This window comes from uncultured Erythrobacter sp. (genome assembly GCF_947502395.1).
In the GTDB taxonomy this organism is placed as follows: domain Bacteria; phylum Pseudomonadota; class Alphaproteobacteria; order Sphingomonadales; family Sphingomonadaceae; genus Erythrobacter.
This window is the reverse complement of the sequence record NZ_CANMZM010000002.1, coordinates 831,865-849,609: the sequence shown is the minus strand read 5'-3', so window position 1 is coordinate 849,609 and position 17,745 is coordinate 831,865. Positions and strand designations below refer to the sequence as shown.

The following is a 17,745-nucleotide window of genomic DNA, read 5'->3' as shown; positions in this document are numbered from 1 at the left end:
AATCGATTGGTCAAACGGCCGTGGTGCTTTGGGATACTATCCCTGCACTGGCACCAGATTGACCGCAGAATGCTTTCCTCGTCGATCAACTTCGAGGTCGAATTCAAAACGTTCGCCCTCATTGATCTCCGAAAGCCCGGAGCGCTCTACCGCACTGATGTGAACGAAGGCATCCGGCTGACCATCATCGCGAACAAGAAAGCCAAAGCCCTTCATTGAATTGAAAAACTTGACTGTGCCAGTCGCTTTTTCGCCGGTCAGCTCGCGCTTGGGTGGGCCGCCTGCTTGCTGAACTTCGATGACATCACCGACAACCTGCAAATCTTGCGCAGAGACTTTTCCGCCACGATCAACCAGGTTGAATTCGAGCTCTTGTCCTTCGGCGAGCCCTTCCAATCCGGCACGCTCTACAGCGCTGATATGGACGAACACGTCCTCACCACCAGTTTCCTGCTGGATAAAGCCAAAGCCTTTCTGGCCGTTGAAGAACTTGACCGTGCCTTTGCCGGTTCCGACTACTTGAGCAGGCATGCGGTCAACGCCACCACCACCAGCTCCACCACCACGGGGGCCGCCTCCGCCGCGCGGGCCGCCGCCAAAGCCGCCGCCACGAGGGGCGCCTCCGCCGCGTGGTCCGCCGCCGAAGCCGCCACCACGATCACCACCGCCACCAAAGCGGTCACCACCGCGATCATTTCCGAAGTCGCGAGGGGGCGGGAATCCGTCACCGCCACCAAATGGATCGAATCCGTCCTCGCCGAAACCGTCACGCTTGTCCCGACCGCGTCGACGTCCTCTGTCGTAACCCATAACTGAGCAATTACCTTATCACGCTGCCCAAATTCACGAACGCTGAATACGGCGGCAACGGGCCGCATCAAGCGCTGAGCGAGCCATGAAAGAATCTGACCCCACCCTTTTCAAACTGCTACATAGCGCACATAAGCCTGCTATGCGAACGATTTAAGCTGTTTAGCAGCAATGTCGTAAAAATGTGACAAATTCGACCATCAACGCAATTTTCTAGAACGCCGCTATGTTGTTGTTCGGCACCCATAAGGCGAAAGGCCGACGACTCAATAAAGCCGCGCAAAAAGGGAACTAAGTTACTTTGCCAGACTTTAAGCCACTTTCGGATAGCGTCTTTGCCAGCGAACAAATCACACTTGATGCTATCGCGGTGGCAAAGACCGAAGGGGTCACTACGATCATCAATAATCGCCCCGATGGCGAAGACCCGAGTGCGCCTCAAAGCGCATCAATTGAAGCTGAGGCATTGGTAGCGGGCATGAGCTATGTGTCTATTCCCATTGGACATTCTGGCTTTAGCGAAGCGCAGATCGATGCCATGATCGAGGCACTACAGAGCGCACAGGGCAGTGTCCTTGCTTACTGTCGGTCTGGCACGCGTTCGACATTTCTTTGGGCACTCGCGAGTGCAAAGATGGGTGCCGATCCCGATGCAATTACGCGTGATGCCATGGCGGCAGGTTACGATCTGAGCCCGATCCGTCCCATGATGGACATGCTGGCCGCTCGCTGATTCGGCTCGGCAGGAAATCAGAGATTCAGCACAGTGAGCATTCCACCGCTTCTGCTTCAGTTTGGTGGATCGTTGATCGCCATCTTCGCACTTTACACGCTCGCGCGGACACTCAAGTTGGGCGGACGCCCTAAGTTTGAAAGTGAAGAATCTGTAAGATTCGCGGCTGGCGAGGTCGAGGATGGTTTTATTGCGGAGCGCGTTGCTGTCGCCAGGGAAGGCAACGCAGCCCTTACTTCTGACACCGATGGTAAGATCATGCTGATCAAGCGCCATGGCAATCAATTTGCGGGCCGCGTTCTAACTTCGCGGGCCCACGTGCATGAGGAAGTAGACTCCATTGTCGTCGATTGCGGAGACAAGCGTTTTGGCAAAGTCAGGCTCTCAATTGAACAGCCTGGCATTTGGGTTGATGCGATCAACCGGCTATAGCGCAGCCAGACATGCCTGATTTCTCACCTACTCAATACGCCGTCCCGTTCTTCGTGGTTGCCGTCCTTGCGGAGATGGTTTGGGCACGGTTGCGCAACCCGGAAGCTTATGAGCCGATGGACACCCTTATTAGCCTCTCTTTCGGGCTTGGATCTACAATAGCGGGAGCACTCTTCGGTGGGTTTGCCGCTTTCATCTTTATCGAAGCCTATGATTACCGGCTATTCGACATGGGCCCCGAATGGTGGAACCTTTGGTGGGCATGGCCGCTTTGCTTCGCCCTCGACGATCTCAAATATTACTGGGTTCACCGTGCTGGACACCGCATCCGATGGATGTGGGCAGCGCATGTGAACCATCACTCTTCTCAACACTACAATCTGTCGACAGCATTGCGGCAAACGTGGACCGGATCTTTCACGTTCGGACTTCTCTTCGCTTTGCCACTCGTGCTCCTTGGCTTTCACCCTGTGATGATAGCGATCTGCGGTGGGTTTAATCTGATCTACCAATTCTGGATTCATACCGAGGCGATTGATCGCATGCCGCGCTGGTTTGAGTCCGTGATGAACACGCCAAGCCACCACCGCGTCCACCATGCCACCAATCCCCGCTATCTTGACCGCAATTACGCCGGTGTTCTCATCATCTGGGATAAGATGTTCGGCACCTTTCAGGCTGAGAGTACTCCCGAAGAAGGTGCCGATCCCATCCGCTATGGAATCGTCAGACAGTTAGGCAGCTTTAATCTTCTCTATGCCGTTTTCCATGAGTGGATCAGTATGTTGAGCGACATTTGGCGAAGCCCTTGGAAGCACAAACTTTCCTATCTGCTTCGAGAGCCGGGCTGGACGCATGACGCCAGTCGAGAGACCTCTGACACAATTCGCAAACGCTGGCTTGAGCGGCAAGCGAGCGGTGCTGAAAAGGACGCGGTGCCAGTGGCAGATCGAAACCTGATTGCAGGACACGGCGAAGCTGCTAACTCTCCTTCTTGAAGGAGAGATCATGGAGAGTTTTGACTACATCGTCATTGGTGGTGGCAGCGGGGGCAGTGCGGTTGCCGGGAGATTAGGCGTTGATGGCACACGGCGCATCTGCTTGCTTGAGGCAGGTGGCCGCAACGATAATGTGCTGATCAAGACTCCGGGCTTCATGCCCTTCATCCGCAATTCGTCAAACTACAAGTTCGAAACCGTCCCGCAAAAAGGCCTGAACGGCCGGATCGGGTACCAACCGCGCGGGCGCGGCCTGGGTGGCTCTTCTGCGATCAATGCGATGGTTTATATTCGCGGTAATCGTTGGGACTATGACAATTGGGACGCAATGGGATGCACCGGTTGGTCCTACGATGATGTGCTCCCATACTTCCGAAAGGCCGAGAGCAACGAGAGAGGCGCCGACACATATCACGGTGGCGGTGGCCCGCTTTTCGTGTCCAACCAACGTGGAACCAACCCCACGAGCCACGCCTTTGTTGAAGCGACAAGCGAGCTTCAGCTGCGGCGAAACGAAGACTTCAACGGCGAAACACAGGACGGGTTCGGTCTCTATCAAGTGACACAGCGTGATGGCGAGCGCTGGTCTGCCTCACGGGCCTACGTTGAGCCAATCCGCGAACAGGGCAACATCGACATTCGGACCAACACTCTGGTCGAGAAACTCGTCGTCGAAGATGGCCGGGTGACAGGCGTTCAAATCCGGCGAGGCAAAGAATCAGAAACGCTCCACGCGCGACGGGGCGTGGTCCTTTCAGCCGGAGCCTTTAACTCACCGCAGATCCTCATGCTGTCAGGGATAGGGCCGGCCGATCACCTGAAAGAACACGGAATCGAAGTCGTGCTAAACAAGTCTGCGGTCGGCTCCAACCTTCAGGACCACATTGATTACGTCTCTGGCTGGGAAACCGAGAGCGATGTGCCCATTGGGGGCACCCTCAAGGGCACTCTCCAGATGGCGGCCGCTGTAGTTGAGCACCGTCGCAAACGCACAGGGCGAATGACCACGCCCTATGCCGAAGGCGGTGGCTTCTGGACTGTCTCAGACGGAGCGCCCGCGCCTGATGTGCAATGGCACTTTGTGCCTGCAGTCCTCGAAGACCATGGCCGTGAGCGCGTGAAAGCGCATGGCTTCTCGCTGCACGCCTGTGTTCTGCGTCCTGAAAGTCATGGCACAGTGCGGCTCGGTTCGAACGACGCTGCTGCTGCGCCCGTCATTGATCCCAACTTCCTCGATGATGACCGTGATATAGCCATTATGCGCAAGGGAGTTCGTTTGTCTCACCGCATTGTCGATGCCCCTGCCATGCAAGCCTATGGGCCAACCGACCGCCACCCGGTGGATTTGGATGATGACGACGCACTCGACCATCTCATTCGCGAACGGTCGGATTCGGTATACCATCCTGTCGGCACTTGCCGCATGGGCGCCGATAGTGATGCTGTAGTTGATCCAACGCTCAAGATGCGCGGACTCGACGGTTTGTGGATTGCCGATGCGAGCGTCATGCCCAAGCTCGTGAGCGGCAACACCAACGCCCCTAGCATTATGATCGGCGAACGTTGCGCGGACTTTATCAAGGCAGCTGAAACCGCCTGAAACCGACCACGAAAAGGAACAAAAAAGAGGCCGGAGTGCGATTTGCACTCCGGCCTTCACTAGTCTGTTCGTTCGCAGGAGGAACGTCGGTTGGCGGGGAAAGAGAGGGAGAATTAGAGACTCTTCCCCCGCCAAACTGGGTGATCAATTGTATGCCCGCTCGCCATGTTCAGCGATGTCGAGACCATCCACTTCGGTTTCTTCGTCAACACGAAGTCCGATTGTGAGCTTAACAATGTAGCCAGCGATCAGTGTGCCGATGCCCGCCCAAGCCAGCGTCACCAGAACGCCTTCGGTTTGGATCCAGAGCTGGGTGAGCAGCGCTGTTGAACCATCGCCAGGGCCACCAATGAACGGCTGGTAGACGATGCCTGTGCCAATCGCGCCGACAATACCGCCAACGCCGTGAATGCCGAATGCATCAAGGCTGTCGTCATAACCGAACTTGGTTTTGAGCTTGGCAACAGCGAAGTAGCAGACTGCCGACGAGACAATACCGAGCAAGATAGCGCCAAATGGACCCGAGTTACCGGCAGCTGGTGTCACAGCGACAAGGCCAGCAATCACGCCTGAACAAAAGCCAAGCGCTGAACCTTTATGGCCGGCCAGGCGCTCGATCACCATCCATGTAAGCGCGCCAGCGGCGGTAGCAACAAAGGTGTTGATCATGGCAAGACCAGCAGAACCATCAGCTTCAAGAGCAGAGCCCGCGTTAAAGCCGAACCAACCCACCCAAAGAAGGCCAGTACCGACCATGGTCAGCGTTAGGCTGTGAGGAGGCATTGGCTCTTGCGGGTATCCACGGCGCTTGCCCAGAAGGTAGGCCAGGACGAGGCCTGAGATACCGGCGTTGATGTGAACCACAGTCCCACCAGCAAAATCGAGCGCACCTGCTTCAAACAGAAGACCGCCGCCTGCCCAAACCATGTGTGCAATCGGGAAGTAAACAATGGTGAGCCAGATCGGCACGAACATCATTACCGCGCTGAACTTCATACGCTCTGCGGTCGCGCCAAGAATGAGGGCGGCCGTGATGGCAGCGAAGGTCATTTGGAAGCTGATGAAGACGTATTTGCTAATCACTTCATCAGTGAAGGTCGCTGCCGTGCTGCTCATATCTGTGCCAGCCAGGAAGTAGCTTCCACCACTGATGAAAAGGCCCAAAGTGCCTTCATAGGTGGTGTCGCCGAAAGCGAGCGAATAGCCCCACATCACCCAAATGATCATCGCAAGCGAGGCGGTCGCACCGATCTGAGTCATCGTCGAAAGCATGTTCTTTGAACGGGTAAGACCACCGTAGAACAGCGTCAGTCCAGGGATAATCATCAAGAGCACAAGGATTGTGGCCGTCATCATCCAGGCGTTGTTGCCTGGGTTTGGCACGGCTGCTGGAGCTGCGAGGGCTGGCTGTGCCAAAAGCACTGCTCCGGTTGCCATCGCAGCCAATTTGGAAAGGGATTTTTTCATCAGTCTTGTCTCCAAAACTTAAAGTGCGGTTTCGCCAGCTTCGCCGGTGCGGATGCGCGTGGCTGAAGCGAGATCGAGTACAAAAATCTTGCCATCGCCGATGGCCTCGGTGTTGGCGGTTTGCTGGATTGTCTCGACCACTTGCTCAGTGACCTCATCGCTCACGGCGATTTCGAGCTTCACTTTCGGCAGCATGTTGGTGGAGTATTCGGCTCCGCGATAAATCTCGGTCTGGCCTTTTTGCCGGCCAAAACCCTTGACCTCTGAAACGGTCATTCCGGCGACCCCGATGGCACCGAGAGCTTCGCGCACCTCATCGAGCTTGAATGGTTTTATGATGGCGATGATGAACTTCATCCTTGCCCCCTTCTTAGGTTCCAGCCGGCCAATCCGGCTCACCACTGGAGCAGCAAGGAGCGTGCCACATTCGCATAGGAAAGGTTACGCAGCGGAATCCAACGATTCCTTCGCACTTGCACAATAACGTATGTCTAAAATTTAATCATTTGGTCACATATTGGGCATCAAGAGTTGATCTACATCAAGATGACCCGCTCTGGGCAATAATCTAGCTGCGTTCAGGAATCACCCGCAATATATCGATCTGTCGGTCGCACGGGTAGGCCATCAATACTTGAAATCCGGCCAGCCATCTTCGCTTCCCACTCAGCTGGATCCGACTGGCGATGTGCTTTCTGGAGCGTCTCGCGTTCGCCTTCGAGGCTCATAAATGGGACACCCCATCCGCAAGATGTCTGCACACTCTCGACATCAATCACGAAGACTTGCCTCGTACCGGGTAAAAGATCGAAGTTGGCTGCCAGAGCCTCCCATTCTTCATCCTGGGGAAGGATAGGGCGGCCCTTGCCATAAATGCGCAGTATGAGAGCCGGTCGCTGAAAATTACAGAACATGATGGTGATGCGCCCTTTGTCGGGCTGATCGGCCATCACATGGGCGTGCGTTTCATTGCCAGAGCCGCCAAGGTCTAGGTAAGCAACCCGGGTTGGCGACAGCACCCGAAACGCATCGTAGCCCTTGGGGCTCAAATTCACCCGACCATCGCTTGCAGCGGTTGCGACGAAGAACACGGCCTGCGCCTCAATCATGGCTGTGTGCTTCTCACTCAATGCATCGAAAAACTCAGCCATGATGAAACCTCTGAATCGTTAGAGAAAATCGCGAAGGACGTACATAAACCTATCGAATTGATCGTGATGGAGCCAGTGGCCCGCGTTTTCAAACTCGATCACACTGGCGGTATTGAAATGTTCTAGGCGCCCGTCCTTTTCAGGGTTAGAGGCCCAGCTCTTCTCACCATAGAGTAGAAGCGTCGGACAAGAAATCGCGCCCCAGATCGCTTCCATGAATTCATCGGCTACGTCCTCTACACCCCAGACGTTGAGGTGCGGATCAAACTTCCAACTGTAAGTGCCATCTTCATTGCGATTGACACCGTGAATGGTGAGATGGCGTGCTTGCGCCTCAGTAAGATAGGAGTTTTCTTCGATCATTCGGGCGAAAGCAGCTTCGATGCTCTCGTACTTTCGCGGAGTTCGACCAGCAGCTTTGCGTTTCTTCTCGATCCACCCACGCATCCGTTCCGGGTAAGGTGTCTTGCGCTGTTCTGCCTTCCATTCTGGCGATGGACCCAGTCCTTCGATCGCAACAAGCTTGGTCACCATGTCCGGAAACATGCCCGTGTAGCGAAGCGCGACATTGCCGCCCATCGAATGAGATACGATTGCGACTGGTCCTCGACCAAGCTGATGCACCAATTGCGCAAGGTCATAGACCATGTCGTTCGAGTTGTAGTTTCCGTCGGACACCCAATCGCTGTCACCGTGACCGCGGTGATCCATGGCAACGACATGGTAGTCTTTAGCCAACTCCTCGGCCGTCCAGTCCCAGCTGCGCGCGTGGTCACGTCCACCATGCACCAACACCAATGGCGGCGCATCGTGATTGCCCCAATCGACGTAATTCAATTTGAGGCGCTGCGAAATGAAGCTTTGTGAAGTTGGGCCTGAGTGGGTCATGCGCTCCCAATGCCGCGAAGAGGGCTAGGCCGCAAGCTACCTTTCTTTCGTTGCCGAGAAGGTCAGTTCAGGATTCTTCTCAACCTGATAGTTCACGTCCCAGGGAGACTTTGCCATAAACACAAGGTCCCCATCGCGGTCTCGCGCAAGGTTCGCACGATTGAACCCTTCGAACTCGTTCAGAGCCTTTGCATCACCTTTGAGCCAGCGAGCGGTGGCAAAGGGCGAGGCTTCAAGCGCTGCTTCAACCTTATACTCTGCCGAAAGGCGCGAGATGAGCACGTCCAATTGGAGCTGTCCGACAACGCCCACAATGTGCTGAGCGCCGATCTCAGGATAAAAGACCTGAATGACGCCTTCTTCGGAAAGATCGTCGAGCGCTTTTCGAAGCTGTTTGGTTTTCGTAGGATCTTTCAACTGAACACGGCGCAGAATTTCCGGCGCAAAGTTGGGCAGGCCCGTGAAACGCAGCTGGTTCTTTTCGGACAGCGTATCACCGACCCGTAAAGTTCCGTGATTGGGAATACCGATGATATCGCCCGCTTTTGCCGTATCTGCAATCTCTCGGTCCTGCGCAAAGAACAGGATGGGTGAGTGGATCGCAATCGGTTTGCCCAGACCAGACGGCGTGAGCTTCATGCCGCGCTTAAACGTACCCGACACCTGCCGCATAAAGGCAATGCGGTCGCGGTGATTGGGGTCCATGTTTGCCTGAACCTTGAAGATAAAGCCGGTGACTTCATCGTGATCAGGTTCAATCTGCTCACCGCCCGCCGGCTGAGCCCTAGGCGGAGGCGCAATGCGCGCAATCGCTTCGATCAATTCGGTGACACCGAAGTTCTTCAGCGCTGATCCAAAGTAGACCGGCGTCAAATCGCCGCTGCGATAGGCTTCAAGATCAAATTCGGGGTAGCCGACCTGTGCGAGTTCCGCCTCTTCGGCAAACTCATCGGGAATAGCCGGATCACTGTCACGCTTGCCGAGGAATTCCTTGGACGGGCCTTCCGGGCGGCTTACTTCGCCAGTGGCAAAATCAAGGATGCCCTCGAATTGCCCGCCCATGCCGATCGGCCAACCTTGTGGGCTGACATCGAGTGCAAGCATATCGGCCACTTCGTCCAGGGTCTCAAACGGATCGCGACCCTCGCGGTCCACTTTGTTGACGAAGGTGATGATCGGAACATTCCGCAATCGGCAAACCTCGAAGAGCTTGCGCGTCTGCGGCTCGATACCCTTTGCCGCATCAATCACCATCACGGCAGAATCCACCGCAGTCAGCGTGCGGTAGGTGTCTTCCGAGAAATCCTCGTGTCCCGGCGTATCAAGCAGGTTGAAGGTCACGCCTTCTCGTTCAAAGGTCATGACCGAGGATGTGACCGAAATCCCGCGCTGCTGCTCGATCTTCATCCAGTCCGAGCGAGCGCGGCGCTGGTCCCCGCGTGCCTTAACCTCGCCCGCCAAGTGGATCGCACCGCCTTGCAGGAGGAGCTTTTCGGTAAGCGTGGTTTTACCAGCGTCAGGGTGCGAGATGATCGCGAAGGTGCGGCGGTTTGACATAGGATCTCAGCGCTTACGGTTTAACCCCGAAGCTCTGCCCCCAATTTGGCCGCAGCCGCCACAACGGTATCGGCAATCGCTTTGAGGTCTTTGTCCTTAAAGCTCTTCTCTTGGGGCTGAAGCGTCACTTCGATCGCGATCGATTTTTGCCCCTCGGGGACCCCCTCGCCGGTGAACACGTCAAAGACGCGCGCGGCGGTGATGTTCACCTTGTCTGACCCGCGCACCGATTTGAGCAATTCCTCCGCCGCCAGATCGGCAGGCACCAGAAACGCAAAATCGCGTGTTACCGCTTGGAGTGCAGGCGGGGTGAAGCTTGGGCGGGCAAAACTCACCGCGCCCTTACCGGTTTTCTTCGCAGGGATCGCATCAAGGTGAATGCCGAGCGCTGCCACTGGCACGTCAATCCCAAATTGCTTGAGCAGAGTTGGGTGGATCATACCAAAGCTTGCCAGCTGGTTCTTTGGACCAAGGCGCAAAGTGGCGGACTGCCCTGGGTGATAGAGATCACCAGCGTCGCCCATCACTTGAAGCTTTCCAACCGGCGCGCCAGCAGCCTCTAGCAGGGTCAGACACATGGCCTTCGCATCATACGCATCAAAGCTCTGCGCCTTGCCATTGGCCCAGCCGCGCGGCGTCTTATCACCTGCAAGCACTGCGACAAGCGAGGGATGCTCACCGTCTTTCAAATAGCGGCGGCCAAGTTCAAACAGGCGCACGCTCGAAAGACCGCGGTCGAAGCTGCGCTGTGCGGAAGACAAAAGCCCCGGCAAAAGCGAAGGACGCATGACCTTCATGTCTTCGCTGATCGGGTTGTCGAGCGACCACTCGCCGCCGCCAACAAGAGCCGCCTCTTCCTCGCTGATAAACGACCAAGTGATCGCTTCGTTGAGGCCAGCGCCTGCAGCAGCCCGGCGAAGCTTACGCTCCATTTTCTGCATGGGAGTGGCCGTGGGGCGAGCAACGCCATCAAGGCGCGGCAAAGGTACACTTTCGACTTTATCAAGGCCGTGAATGCGCACGACCTCTTCGACGAGGTCGGCTGGACCTTCGATATCATTGCGGCGAAGCGGGCATGTGACTTGCCAATCGCTGGCCACTTCGAAGCCGAGCTTCGTGAGGATAGCGCGCTGCTCCTCATCCGATACGTCCACGCCGCCGAGCCGCTTGGTCAGGCCAGTGTCGAAGGCCACGACTTTTGCCTCGCTTGGGGGAGAGCCCGCCTGCACCACTTCGCTCGGCGTGCCGCCAGCAAGCTCGGTGATGAGGCCCGTCAGGAGATCGAGGCCTTGGCCGAGGAATTCAGGATCAACGCCGCGCTCGAACCGCGTGCGTGCATCGGTTGCAAGGCCAAGCTTGCGGCCTGTGATGCCGGTGGCAGCGGGGTCAAAATAGGCGATTTCGAGCAGCACATCGGTGGTTTCATCCGAGACGCCCGTCTCCGCGCCGCCCATGATGCCGCCGATCCCAAGGACCTTTGCCTCATCGGCAATCGCGGTCATGGTCTCATCGAGGTTGTAAGTCTTCTCATTGAGAGCCGCCAGTTCTTCGCCCGCCTTTGCGCGGCGAGCGGTGATCGAACCTTGAAGCTTGGCAAGGTCGTAGACATGGCTTGGACGGCCAAAGGCAAGCATCAGATAGTTGGTGAGGTCGACCAAAAGCGAAATCGGTTTTTGACCAGCCGACTTCAATCGCTGCTGCATCCAATCAGGCGATGGGCCGTTTTTAACGCCTTTGATAACGCGGCCATAGAAGGCAGGACAGCCCTCAGCATCATCAGTGCTGATCTGGATCGGGCACGCGCCCGACGCTTCGAATGTCGGCACCGCGATTGGTTTCAAAGTGCCCAATCCAGCCGCCGCCAAGTCGCGTGCAATGCCGTAAACACCCATGCAATCGGGGCGGTTGGGCGTGATCGCAACATCAATAATCGGCGATGAGCCTTGATAGTCGGCAAAGCTGTGACCGACGCTGGCATCCTCTGGCAATTCGATAATGCCGTCGTGATCTTCACCAAGGTCCAGCTCGCGCGCGGAACACATCATGCCGGTGCTCTCGACCCCGCGTATGGCTGCCTTGCGAAGCTCCATACCGTTGGATGGAACCACGGCGCCGGGAAGACCCAGAACCCCCTTCATGCCAGCGCGCGCGTTGGGAGCGCCGCAGACAACCTGTACCGGATCGCCTTCGCCTGTGTCGACGCTAAGCACTTGAAGCTTGTCGGCATCCGGGTGCTTTTCAGCGGTGAGGACATGCGCAACGCGGAAGCCTGCGAGCAGCTCAGACGGGTCTTCAACACCTTCGACCTCGAGGCCAATAGCGTTCAGCGCATCGGTGATCTCTTGGAGACTTGCCTCGGTTTGGAGGTGATCTTTCAGCCATGTGAGTGAGAACTTCATGGGCGCACTCCTACACCTGCAGAAAGCGTCGGCTGATCGTATGGCGAGAAGCCATAGTGATTAAGCCAGCGCGGATCGCCGTCGAAGAAGGCGCGCAGATCGTTCATCCCATATTTGAGCATGGCAATCCGGTCGATGCCGAGACCAAAGGCGAACCCTTGGTACTTGTCAGCGTCAATGCCAGCGAATTCGAGCACGCGGCGATTGACCATGCCGGAGCCGCCCAGCTCCATCCAATCGTGGCCCGGCGCATCGCCGTGACCGCCAACAACCCGGCGCCCCCCTTCTTTCCCGGCACCTTCGTTGGAGTAACCCACGTCCACTTCGACCGATGGCTCAGTGAAGGGAAAGTAGGATGGGCGAAGGCGCAGCACGATGTCCTCGCGTTCAAAGAAGGCTTTGAAGAAGGTCTCCAACGTCCATTTCAGGTGGCCAAGGTGGATATCCTCATCGACCACCAGGCCTTCGACCTGGTGGAACATCGGCGTATGCGTCGCGTCGCTGTCAGAGCGATAAACACGGCCCGGAGCGATCAAGCGGACGGGCGCGCCTTCATCCTTCATCGATCGGATCTGCACTGGAGATGTGTGCGTGCGCAGGAGCATGCGTTTTTGTTGGCCTACCGCTTCGCTACTTGAGGCCGCCCCATCCGCCGCCTTATCAGGGAAGTAGAAGGTGTCGTGCATCGCGCGCGCTGGGTGGCTTTCATCCATGTTGAGCGCGGTGAAATTATGCCAATCGTCCTCGATCTCTGGCCCAGTGGCGACAGAAAAACCAAGGTCTGCAAAAATCTCCGCCAGTTCGTCCATCACTTGGCTGACGGGATGGATCGATCCCTTGGGTTGATCAGGCGCGGGAAGCGTCAGATCAATAGTTTCACTGGCAAGCTGCGCTTCAAGAGCGGCAGCTTCAAGCTCAGCTTTTTTCGCATCGATTGCGCCGGCAACCTCACCGCGCACGGCCTGAATAGCAGGCGCCGCTTCTTTGCGCTCTTCAGGGCTCATTTGGCCGAGCGTCTTGAGCGCCAAGCTCACCCAGCCCTTTTTGCCAAGCGCTGCCACGCGCTGCTCTTCGAGCGCGTCAATGCTGGTGCTCGCATCAATGGCGGCAAGGGCCGCCTGCTTCTGATCAATCAAATCGGTCATTAAATCCGCTTTCCAATTGGCCGGTCCGCTAGCGAGAATCGCGCCCACATGCAAAGCGCGTTTCACAATCTGGCGTGATTACACAGCATTCGGATCATAGAGAGCTTGCACCGCCTCCCCTGCAATCGCCATGCGTGCCTTCGCCAAAGCCATAAGGATCGGCTCGTCCAACTTGGCGCATTCACCTGGGCCTTTGCCAGTTAAACATCTGGAGTCACATATAAAGTAGGCTTTCCTGTGGTTCAGCTAGCCAAAGGCGCTCAGCCATTTGAGCGAACGATCAAGCACTGATTGGAAGAGGTTCTGTAAGGAAGGCCGCCGCCGCAGCAAAAGCTTGTGTGAAATACCGAAGGTTCGGTTGGATAGTCACTCAAGTTGGCTCTTTCTTATTGCGACATGGCCAATAAACTCGGTCACTATGGCCCCAGCGCGCGGCAAGATGCCCTAGCGGTTGCCTCTAATCGGCAGCTGGATCGCCTTGAAGCGGCTGATCCAGTGCTTGTGCCGCGCTTCCCCAAATCCTCGCACGTGCCTCAATGAACGAAGCCAAAAAGGGGTGCTCAAGTCTGGCGTATTTGCTCGGTGTCATCGTCATGAACTCGGTGAATTCACGGGTGAACTGAGCTTGATCATGGTACTCCTCGTCCATCGCCTCAGTCCAAAGCGCGCCGCGATGTAGCATGTAGGTCGTGAGGCTTCGCGTAAACCGCTGACGGCGCATCAGGCGCTTTGGCGTAAATCCGAAATAGCGGCGGCAAACCCGCTCAAGCGTGCGGATGCTCATAGCGCAAGCATCGGCCATCGTGCCAACCGCCAGATGATCCCCATTCACCAGCTCATGATGCACCCGAACGATCTTGTCTTCGTCCCGGTTCGGCCGCATCAGCTTTTCCATCGTCCGGTTGATCGCCTCCAATTGCTCATCTTGCGCTGCATCTGGGTTGCACAAAAGATCGGATAGCTGGTCGAACTTGGCAAAAGCCTGATGGCGCGCTCCATCGATTAGAGTGTTGCTGTAGTCGTATGCATCTTGGTCAATGAGGCGAGCCCAGCCCAAGGGCAGGAGGCCGATGCCCCACATACGGCAGCTGCCAACACTGAATTGGCAGGCTCTGGAACTCGGCCCGCTCACGACAAAGCGAGTATCCGAAAGGCTGTAGTCTTCGAGCTCGCAGGCCGGGCGAGAGCCACCAAAGAACCGCAGATTAGCCCATTCGGGTTGGAGGAAATCCTCGACCACCCCGTCACCTGCTACATCCAACTCCAACTGGTAATAGGTGGTGAAGCAGCCTTCAAATTGTCTGTCGGGAGCATGAAATTCCGAACGGATCGAGTGCCGCGATTTCGCTAGAGCCTCTGCCAAGACCTTTGCAGCATTGCCTAGATGTTGCTCCCTACCCATTCGCGCTCCTTGGCCCAAATGTCGGAAAACTACAAGATTAGCGTCGGACTTATACAATTTGCCACCGAAATAAGCAAAGGGCCGCAACGCTGTTACAAGCGTTGGGCCCCTTTGTCTTTTTGCTAGCGCCTTCAGCCGCTTGGCTGAAAATGCACGCTCACCTTATGCAGGCAGAGCGTCTTTCGCCTGAGCGATGATCGTTTTGAACGCCGCTTCTTCGTTCATGGCAAGATCGGCCATGACTTTGCGGTCAAGCTCGATCCCGGCAAGTTTCACGCCGTGCATAAATTGTGAGTAGGTCAGACCTTCAGCGCGCACTGCTGCGTTGATGCGCTGGATCCACAGCGCGCGGAAGTTGCGCTTCTTAACCTTGCGGTCGCGGTAGGCGTATTGGCCAGCCTTCTCAACGGCTTGGCGAGCAATACGGATCGTGTTCTTGCGGCGGCCGCGGTAACCCTTGGCCTGGTCAAGAAGACGCTTGTGTTTCTGGCGCGTAGTAACGCCGCGTTTAATGCGTGGCATATCTCTATCTCCTGACTATTCGATCAATCGAGCCCGTATGGGGCCCATTTTTTGATCGTTTTGGTGTCAGCGTCACAGGCAACCGATGTGCCGCGGTTTTGACGGATATACTTTGCATTGTGGCTGATCAGGCGGTGGCGCTTACCAGCAACACCATGCTTAACCTTGCCAGTTGCGGTGATTTTGAAGCGCTTCTTCACACCGCTTTTGGTCTTAAGCTTGGGCATTTTCATCTCCTTACTGAGAGACACATTGGCTCAGCCCTGGCAGCCCTATGTCGCCAGGCCGAACGCTCAAATACGTGTCGGAAGCGGCGGCACATAAAGAAAATGCTGCAAAGTGCAAGCGATTCGAAAGCGGTGCGGAAGGAAAAAGTTTGAGACACTTGAGACACTGTCCAAGAGCAAAAAACTCTTCCTTGGGAATGCGGCCAAGAATTGAGGGGTAGATGAAGGCTCTTTGAGTGGTTCATGCGTGCAGATTTAATGCAGAACACCCGAGTAGGAAAACGCGCTCGCCCCTATCCAACCGAATAGGCTTTACGCCCTGTCGCCTCCAGCCACTCGGCAAAGTTGCCGCCTGCAATAAGCTCTGCGCCTTCGGGTAGATCGTCAGTCCAGATGTAGGCGTCCGCTTGAGTGTCCCCGTACCCATCCCACCCATCGATCGGCACGACCTCACGGGTGTAGCTCGCACCCTCGAACTCATCGACCGCTGCGATGTCCACGTGGCTGGCTTCATGGATCGCACCGTGAACGACGATAGAATAGCGCGCCTGTGTCAGGATTAACGCCGGATGCCAGCCGTGCTCTGTCGGAATAGCATAAAGCGCCCCTTGCGTGGTGGCCGGTGCACCCATGCCGAGACCTTTCAAGAACGGCCAATCGCCGCCGTCTGGGCCGAGCCCTTCTTGAAGGACGCCGTAGAAGAAGAGGTGGGTGGGTTGTCCCAAGCCAGCTGCACTATTCATTCGGAGCACCCTCAGGCGAAACGCGCCGTTCGTCTACAAGCGTGAATTCCAAGGGCAGCATAGTGCTCAGCACGATTGCCAAGCGAAGTGTTTCATCCGCGCCGAAACCGAGGTTCAGCTGCGCATTTCCATCTACGATCGTTTCGTGAATGATCGGCGCTGAAACAACTGCGCCGTCCACCACAATCGCGATGGCCTTGCCCACATTGTCGCGGGACATGCGTGCAAGCCTCGCGCGGCCCTCATCATCGAATTGCATCACCAAAGAGACCTCGCCATTCGTCTCATCAACTGAACGCTTCGCTTGGGCAATATGCTTCGCGGTCACACCGCCATCTTTTCGCACCAGAAAGGCACGCATTTCATCCGCCATGCGAAGGACTTCGGTGCCTTCGAGCTCACCTTCGTAGGGCACAACATCGGATATCTCTTTTTCGACCAATCGGAGCGACACATCACCGGTGATGCCAAACACATCGCGAGCAATTTGCGGTGCATTGTTATCGATCAGGATGAGGCGAATTTGGCTCCCGCCATAATAGTCCAATTGGTAGGCAAGCCCTCCAATCGCATCCAGCCGCAGCCCAACGCTGTCGAGACTGTCGCTCATCACCTCGACACAAGCCGGATCGACCTCAGATTGGCAGTTCAGGTGATCAAGATCCGCTTCAAAAACGAAGTCATATCGGGGGGTAGGGGTTTGGGCGCTCGCGCCGCTCGACAGGGTGAGCGCCAAAAAGACAAAGGCGATAAGGGAGGCAATGCGGGCCATGTTCAGCAAACCCTCTCGCTCAAGGTATCTTGAAAGTATCAGGCGACAGCTTCACATTCGTTGGCATCTCCGACGATCCCATCGCCGCCAGCACATCTTCAAGCCTGGCCGGATCGCCAAGGGCAATCACCGTCCCGTCGCTATCGGCATCTAGCGGGTTGCCTTGCCAATCGGACATCATGCCGCCAGCGCCCTCAACCACCGGAACCAGCGCCGCGTAGTCGTGGAGCTTGAGTCCGGTTTCCATAACGCAATCGATATGACCGCTCGCAACGAGGCCATAATTGTAGCAATCTCCGCCATAGAGTGGCCACGGCATTTTAGGATAAGCGTTGGTGACCACGTTTAGCCAGGCATCTGCCTCATCCGCGCTAAAGCAATGGGGGCTGGTGGTCGCCATGCTCATGCCTTCAACCGCGCGACAGGGCCTCGTTTTGACTTCTTTCCCGTTGAGGGTCGTGCCCTCACCCACGCGGCCTGCCCAGCGTTCGCGCTGGATCGGTTGATCGATAATGCCAAGTACAGGCCAGCCGTCCTGCATCAATGCGATCAAAGTGCCAAAGATCGGACGTCCTGCGACAAAACTCGCAGTTCCATCAATGGGGTCGAGCACCCACTGGCGCCCTGCCCCCTCATTCGTACGACCATATTCCTCGCCAATGATGCCATCGCCGGGGCGCTCTTCTTCGATCATCTTGCGCATGACCGCCTCTGCGCCGCGATCGGCCTCGGTCACGGCAGAGGAGTCCTCTTTGGTCTCCGCCTCCCAATCCCCTCGGAAAAGCGGGCGGATTACGGAACCCGCTGCATCAGCAAGGCGGTTGGCGAAATCTAGATCGGCTGGGGTCATGGAACCGCGTTACGAAACGGTCTCCAAGACCGCAAGGGCAAGTGCCCGC

Annotated in this window: 18 protein-coding genes; 4 read left to right on the top strand and 14 right to left on the bottom strand. The window is 56.5% G+C overall.

The window, feature by feature from the left end; genetic code table 11:
- Positions 1–36: 36 nt before the first annotated feature.
- Positions 37–810, bottom strand: a complete 774-nt coding sequence (locus Q0778_RS10435) for a cold-shock protein (protein WP_298335875.1) — start codon at positions 808–810, stop codon at positions 37–39.
- Between the two features lie 301 nt (positions 811–1,111).
- Here Q0778_RS10435 and Q0778_RS10430 point away from each other — a divergent pair, with 301 nt between their 5' ends.
- Genes Q0778_RS10430 through Q0778_RS10415 form a run of 4 tightly spaced genes read left to right on the top strand, consistent with a single transcriptional unit; the run spans position 1,112 to position 4,573 of the window.
- A complete protein-coding gene (locus Q0778_RS10430; protein ID WP_298306024.1) occupies positions 1,112–1,543 on the top strand; it encodes a TIGR01244 family sulfur transferase in 432 nt (143 codons plus the stop codon).
- Positions 1,544–1,576: 33 nt separating this feature from the next.
- Entirely contained in the window at positions 1,577–1,975 is a 399-nt protein-coding gene (locus Q0778_RS10425) for a hypothetical protein (RefSeq protein WP_298306027.1), read from the top strand.
- An 11-nt stretch (positions 1,976–1,986) separates the two neighbouring features.
- A complete protein-coding gene (locus Q0778_RS10420; RefSeq protein WP_298306030.1) occupies positions 1,987–2,973 on the top strand; it encodes a sterol desaturase family protein in 987 nt (328 codons plus the stop codon).
- Between the two features lie 10 nt (positions 2,974–2,983).
- Complete coding sequence (locus Q0778_RS10415; RefSeq protein WP_298335874.1) at positions 2,984–4,573, top strand: GMC family oxidoreductase N-terminal domain-containing protein; 1,590 nt, start codon at positions 2,984–2,986, stop codon at positions 4,571–4,573.
- A gap of 144 nt (positions 4,574–4,717) precedes the next feature.
- Here the strand turns inward: Q0778_RS10415 and Q0778_RS10410 are convergent, their stop codons facing one another.
- From Q0778_RS10410 to Q0778_RS10350, 13 genes are all read right to left on the bottom strand, one after another.
- The gene (locus tag Q0778_RS10410) at positions 4,718–6,040 is read right to left on the bottom strand and encodes an ammonium transporter (protein WP_298306037.1); all 1,323 of its coding nucleotides are present in this window, start codon (positions 6,038–6,040) and stop codon (positions 4,718–4,720) included.
- Positions 6,041–6,058: 18 nt separating this feature from the next.
- Positions 6,059–6,397, bottom strand: a complete 339-nt coding sequence (locus Q0778_RS10405; RefSeq protein WP_298306045.1) for a P-II family nitrogen regulator — start codon at positions 6,395–6,397, stop codon at positions 6,059–6,061.
- 221 nt (positions 6,398–6,618) lie between these two features.
- Positions 6,619–7,191 (bottom strand): pyridoxamine 5'-phosphate oxidase family protein, encoded by a 573-nt coding sequence (locus tag Q0778_RS10400; protein WP_298335873.1) that lies wholly within the window; start codon positions 7,189–7,191, stop codon positions 6,619–6,621.
- Between the two features lie 18 nt (positions 7,192–7,209).
- Positions 7,210–8,079, bottom strand: coding sequence for an alpha/beta hydrolase (locus Q0778_RS10395; RefSeq protein WP_298335871.1), 870 nt, complete (start codon positions 8,077–8,079; stop codon positions 7,210–7,212).
- Positions 8,080–8,115: 36 nt separating this feature from the next.
- Positions 8,116–9,636 carry a peptide chain release factor 3 gene (locus Q0778_RS10390; RefSeq protein ID WP_298306059.1) on the bottom strand — a complete coding sequence of 507 codons (1,521 nt, stop codon included), beginning with the start codon at positions 9,634–9,636 and terminating at the stop codon, positions 8,116–8,118.
- Between the two features lie 20 nt (positions 9,637–9,656).
- On the bottom strand, positions 9,657–12,035 hold the full coding sequence (gene pheT / locus Q0778_RS10385) for a phenylalanine--tRNA ligase subunit beta (protein ID WP_298335869.1): 2,379 nt from the start codon (positions 12,033–12,035) through the stop codon (positions 9,657–9,659).
- Entirely contained in the window at positions 12,032–13,180 is a 1,149-nt protein-coding gene (pheS, locus tag Q0778_RS10380; RefSeq protein WP_298335867.1) for a phenylalanine--tRNA ligase subunit alpha, read from the bottom strand. The genes pheT and pheS overlap by 4 nt, the downstream gene beginning before the upstream one ends.
- A gap of 457 nt (positions 13,181–13,637) precedes the next feature.
- Positions 13,638–14,582: an AraC family transcriptional regulator gene (locus tag Q0778_RS10375; protein WP_298335865.1), complete on the bottom strand. Its 945-nt coding sequence runs from the start codon at positions 14,580–14,582 to the stop codon at positions 13,638–13,640.
- A 162-nt stretch (positions 14,583–14,744) separates the two neighbouring features.
- The gene (rplT, locus tag Q0778_RS10370) at positions 14,745–15,104 is read right to left on the bottom strand and encodes a 50S ribosomal protein L20 (RefSeq protein ID WP_298306075.1); all 360 of its coding nucleotides are present in this window, start codon (positions 15,102–15,104) and stop codon (positions 14,745–14,747) included.
- Positions 15,105–15,127: 23 nt separating this feature from the next.
- Positions 15,128–15,331: a 50S ribosomal protein L35 gene (gene rpmI / locus Q0778_RS10365; protein ID WP_298306078.1), complete on the bottom strand. Its 204-nt coding sequence runs from the start codon at positions 15,329–15,331 to the stop codon at positions 15,128–15,130.
- Positions 15,332–15,624: 293 nt separating this feature from the next.
- On the bottom strand, positions 15,625–16,074 hold the full coding sequence (locus Q0778_RS10360; protein WP_298306082.1) for a gamma-glutamylcyclotransferase family protein: 450 nt from the start codon (positions 16,072–16,074) through the stop codon (positions 15,625–15,627).
- Positions 16,067–16,846, bottom strand: coding sequence for a hypothetical protein (locus Q0778_RS10355; protein ID WP_298335863.1), 780 nt, complete (start codon positions 16,844–16,846; stop codon positions 16,067–16,069). Before Q0778_RS10355 ends, Q0778_RS10360 begins: the two co-directional genes overlap by 8 nt.
- Before the next feature lie 19 nt (positions 16,847–16,865).
- Positions 16,866–17,696: an inositol monophosphatase family protein gene (locus Q0778_RS10350; protein ID WP_298335861.1), complete on the bottom strand. Its 831-nt coding sequence runs from the start codon at positions 17,694–17,696 to the stop codon at positions 16,866–16,868.
- Between the last annotated feature and the right edge of the window lie 49 nt (positions 17,697–17,745).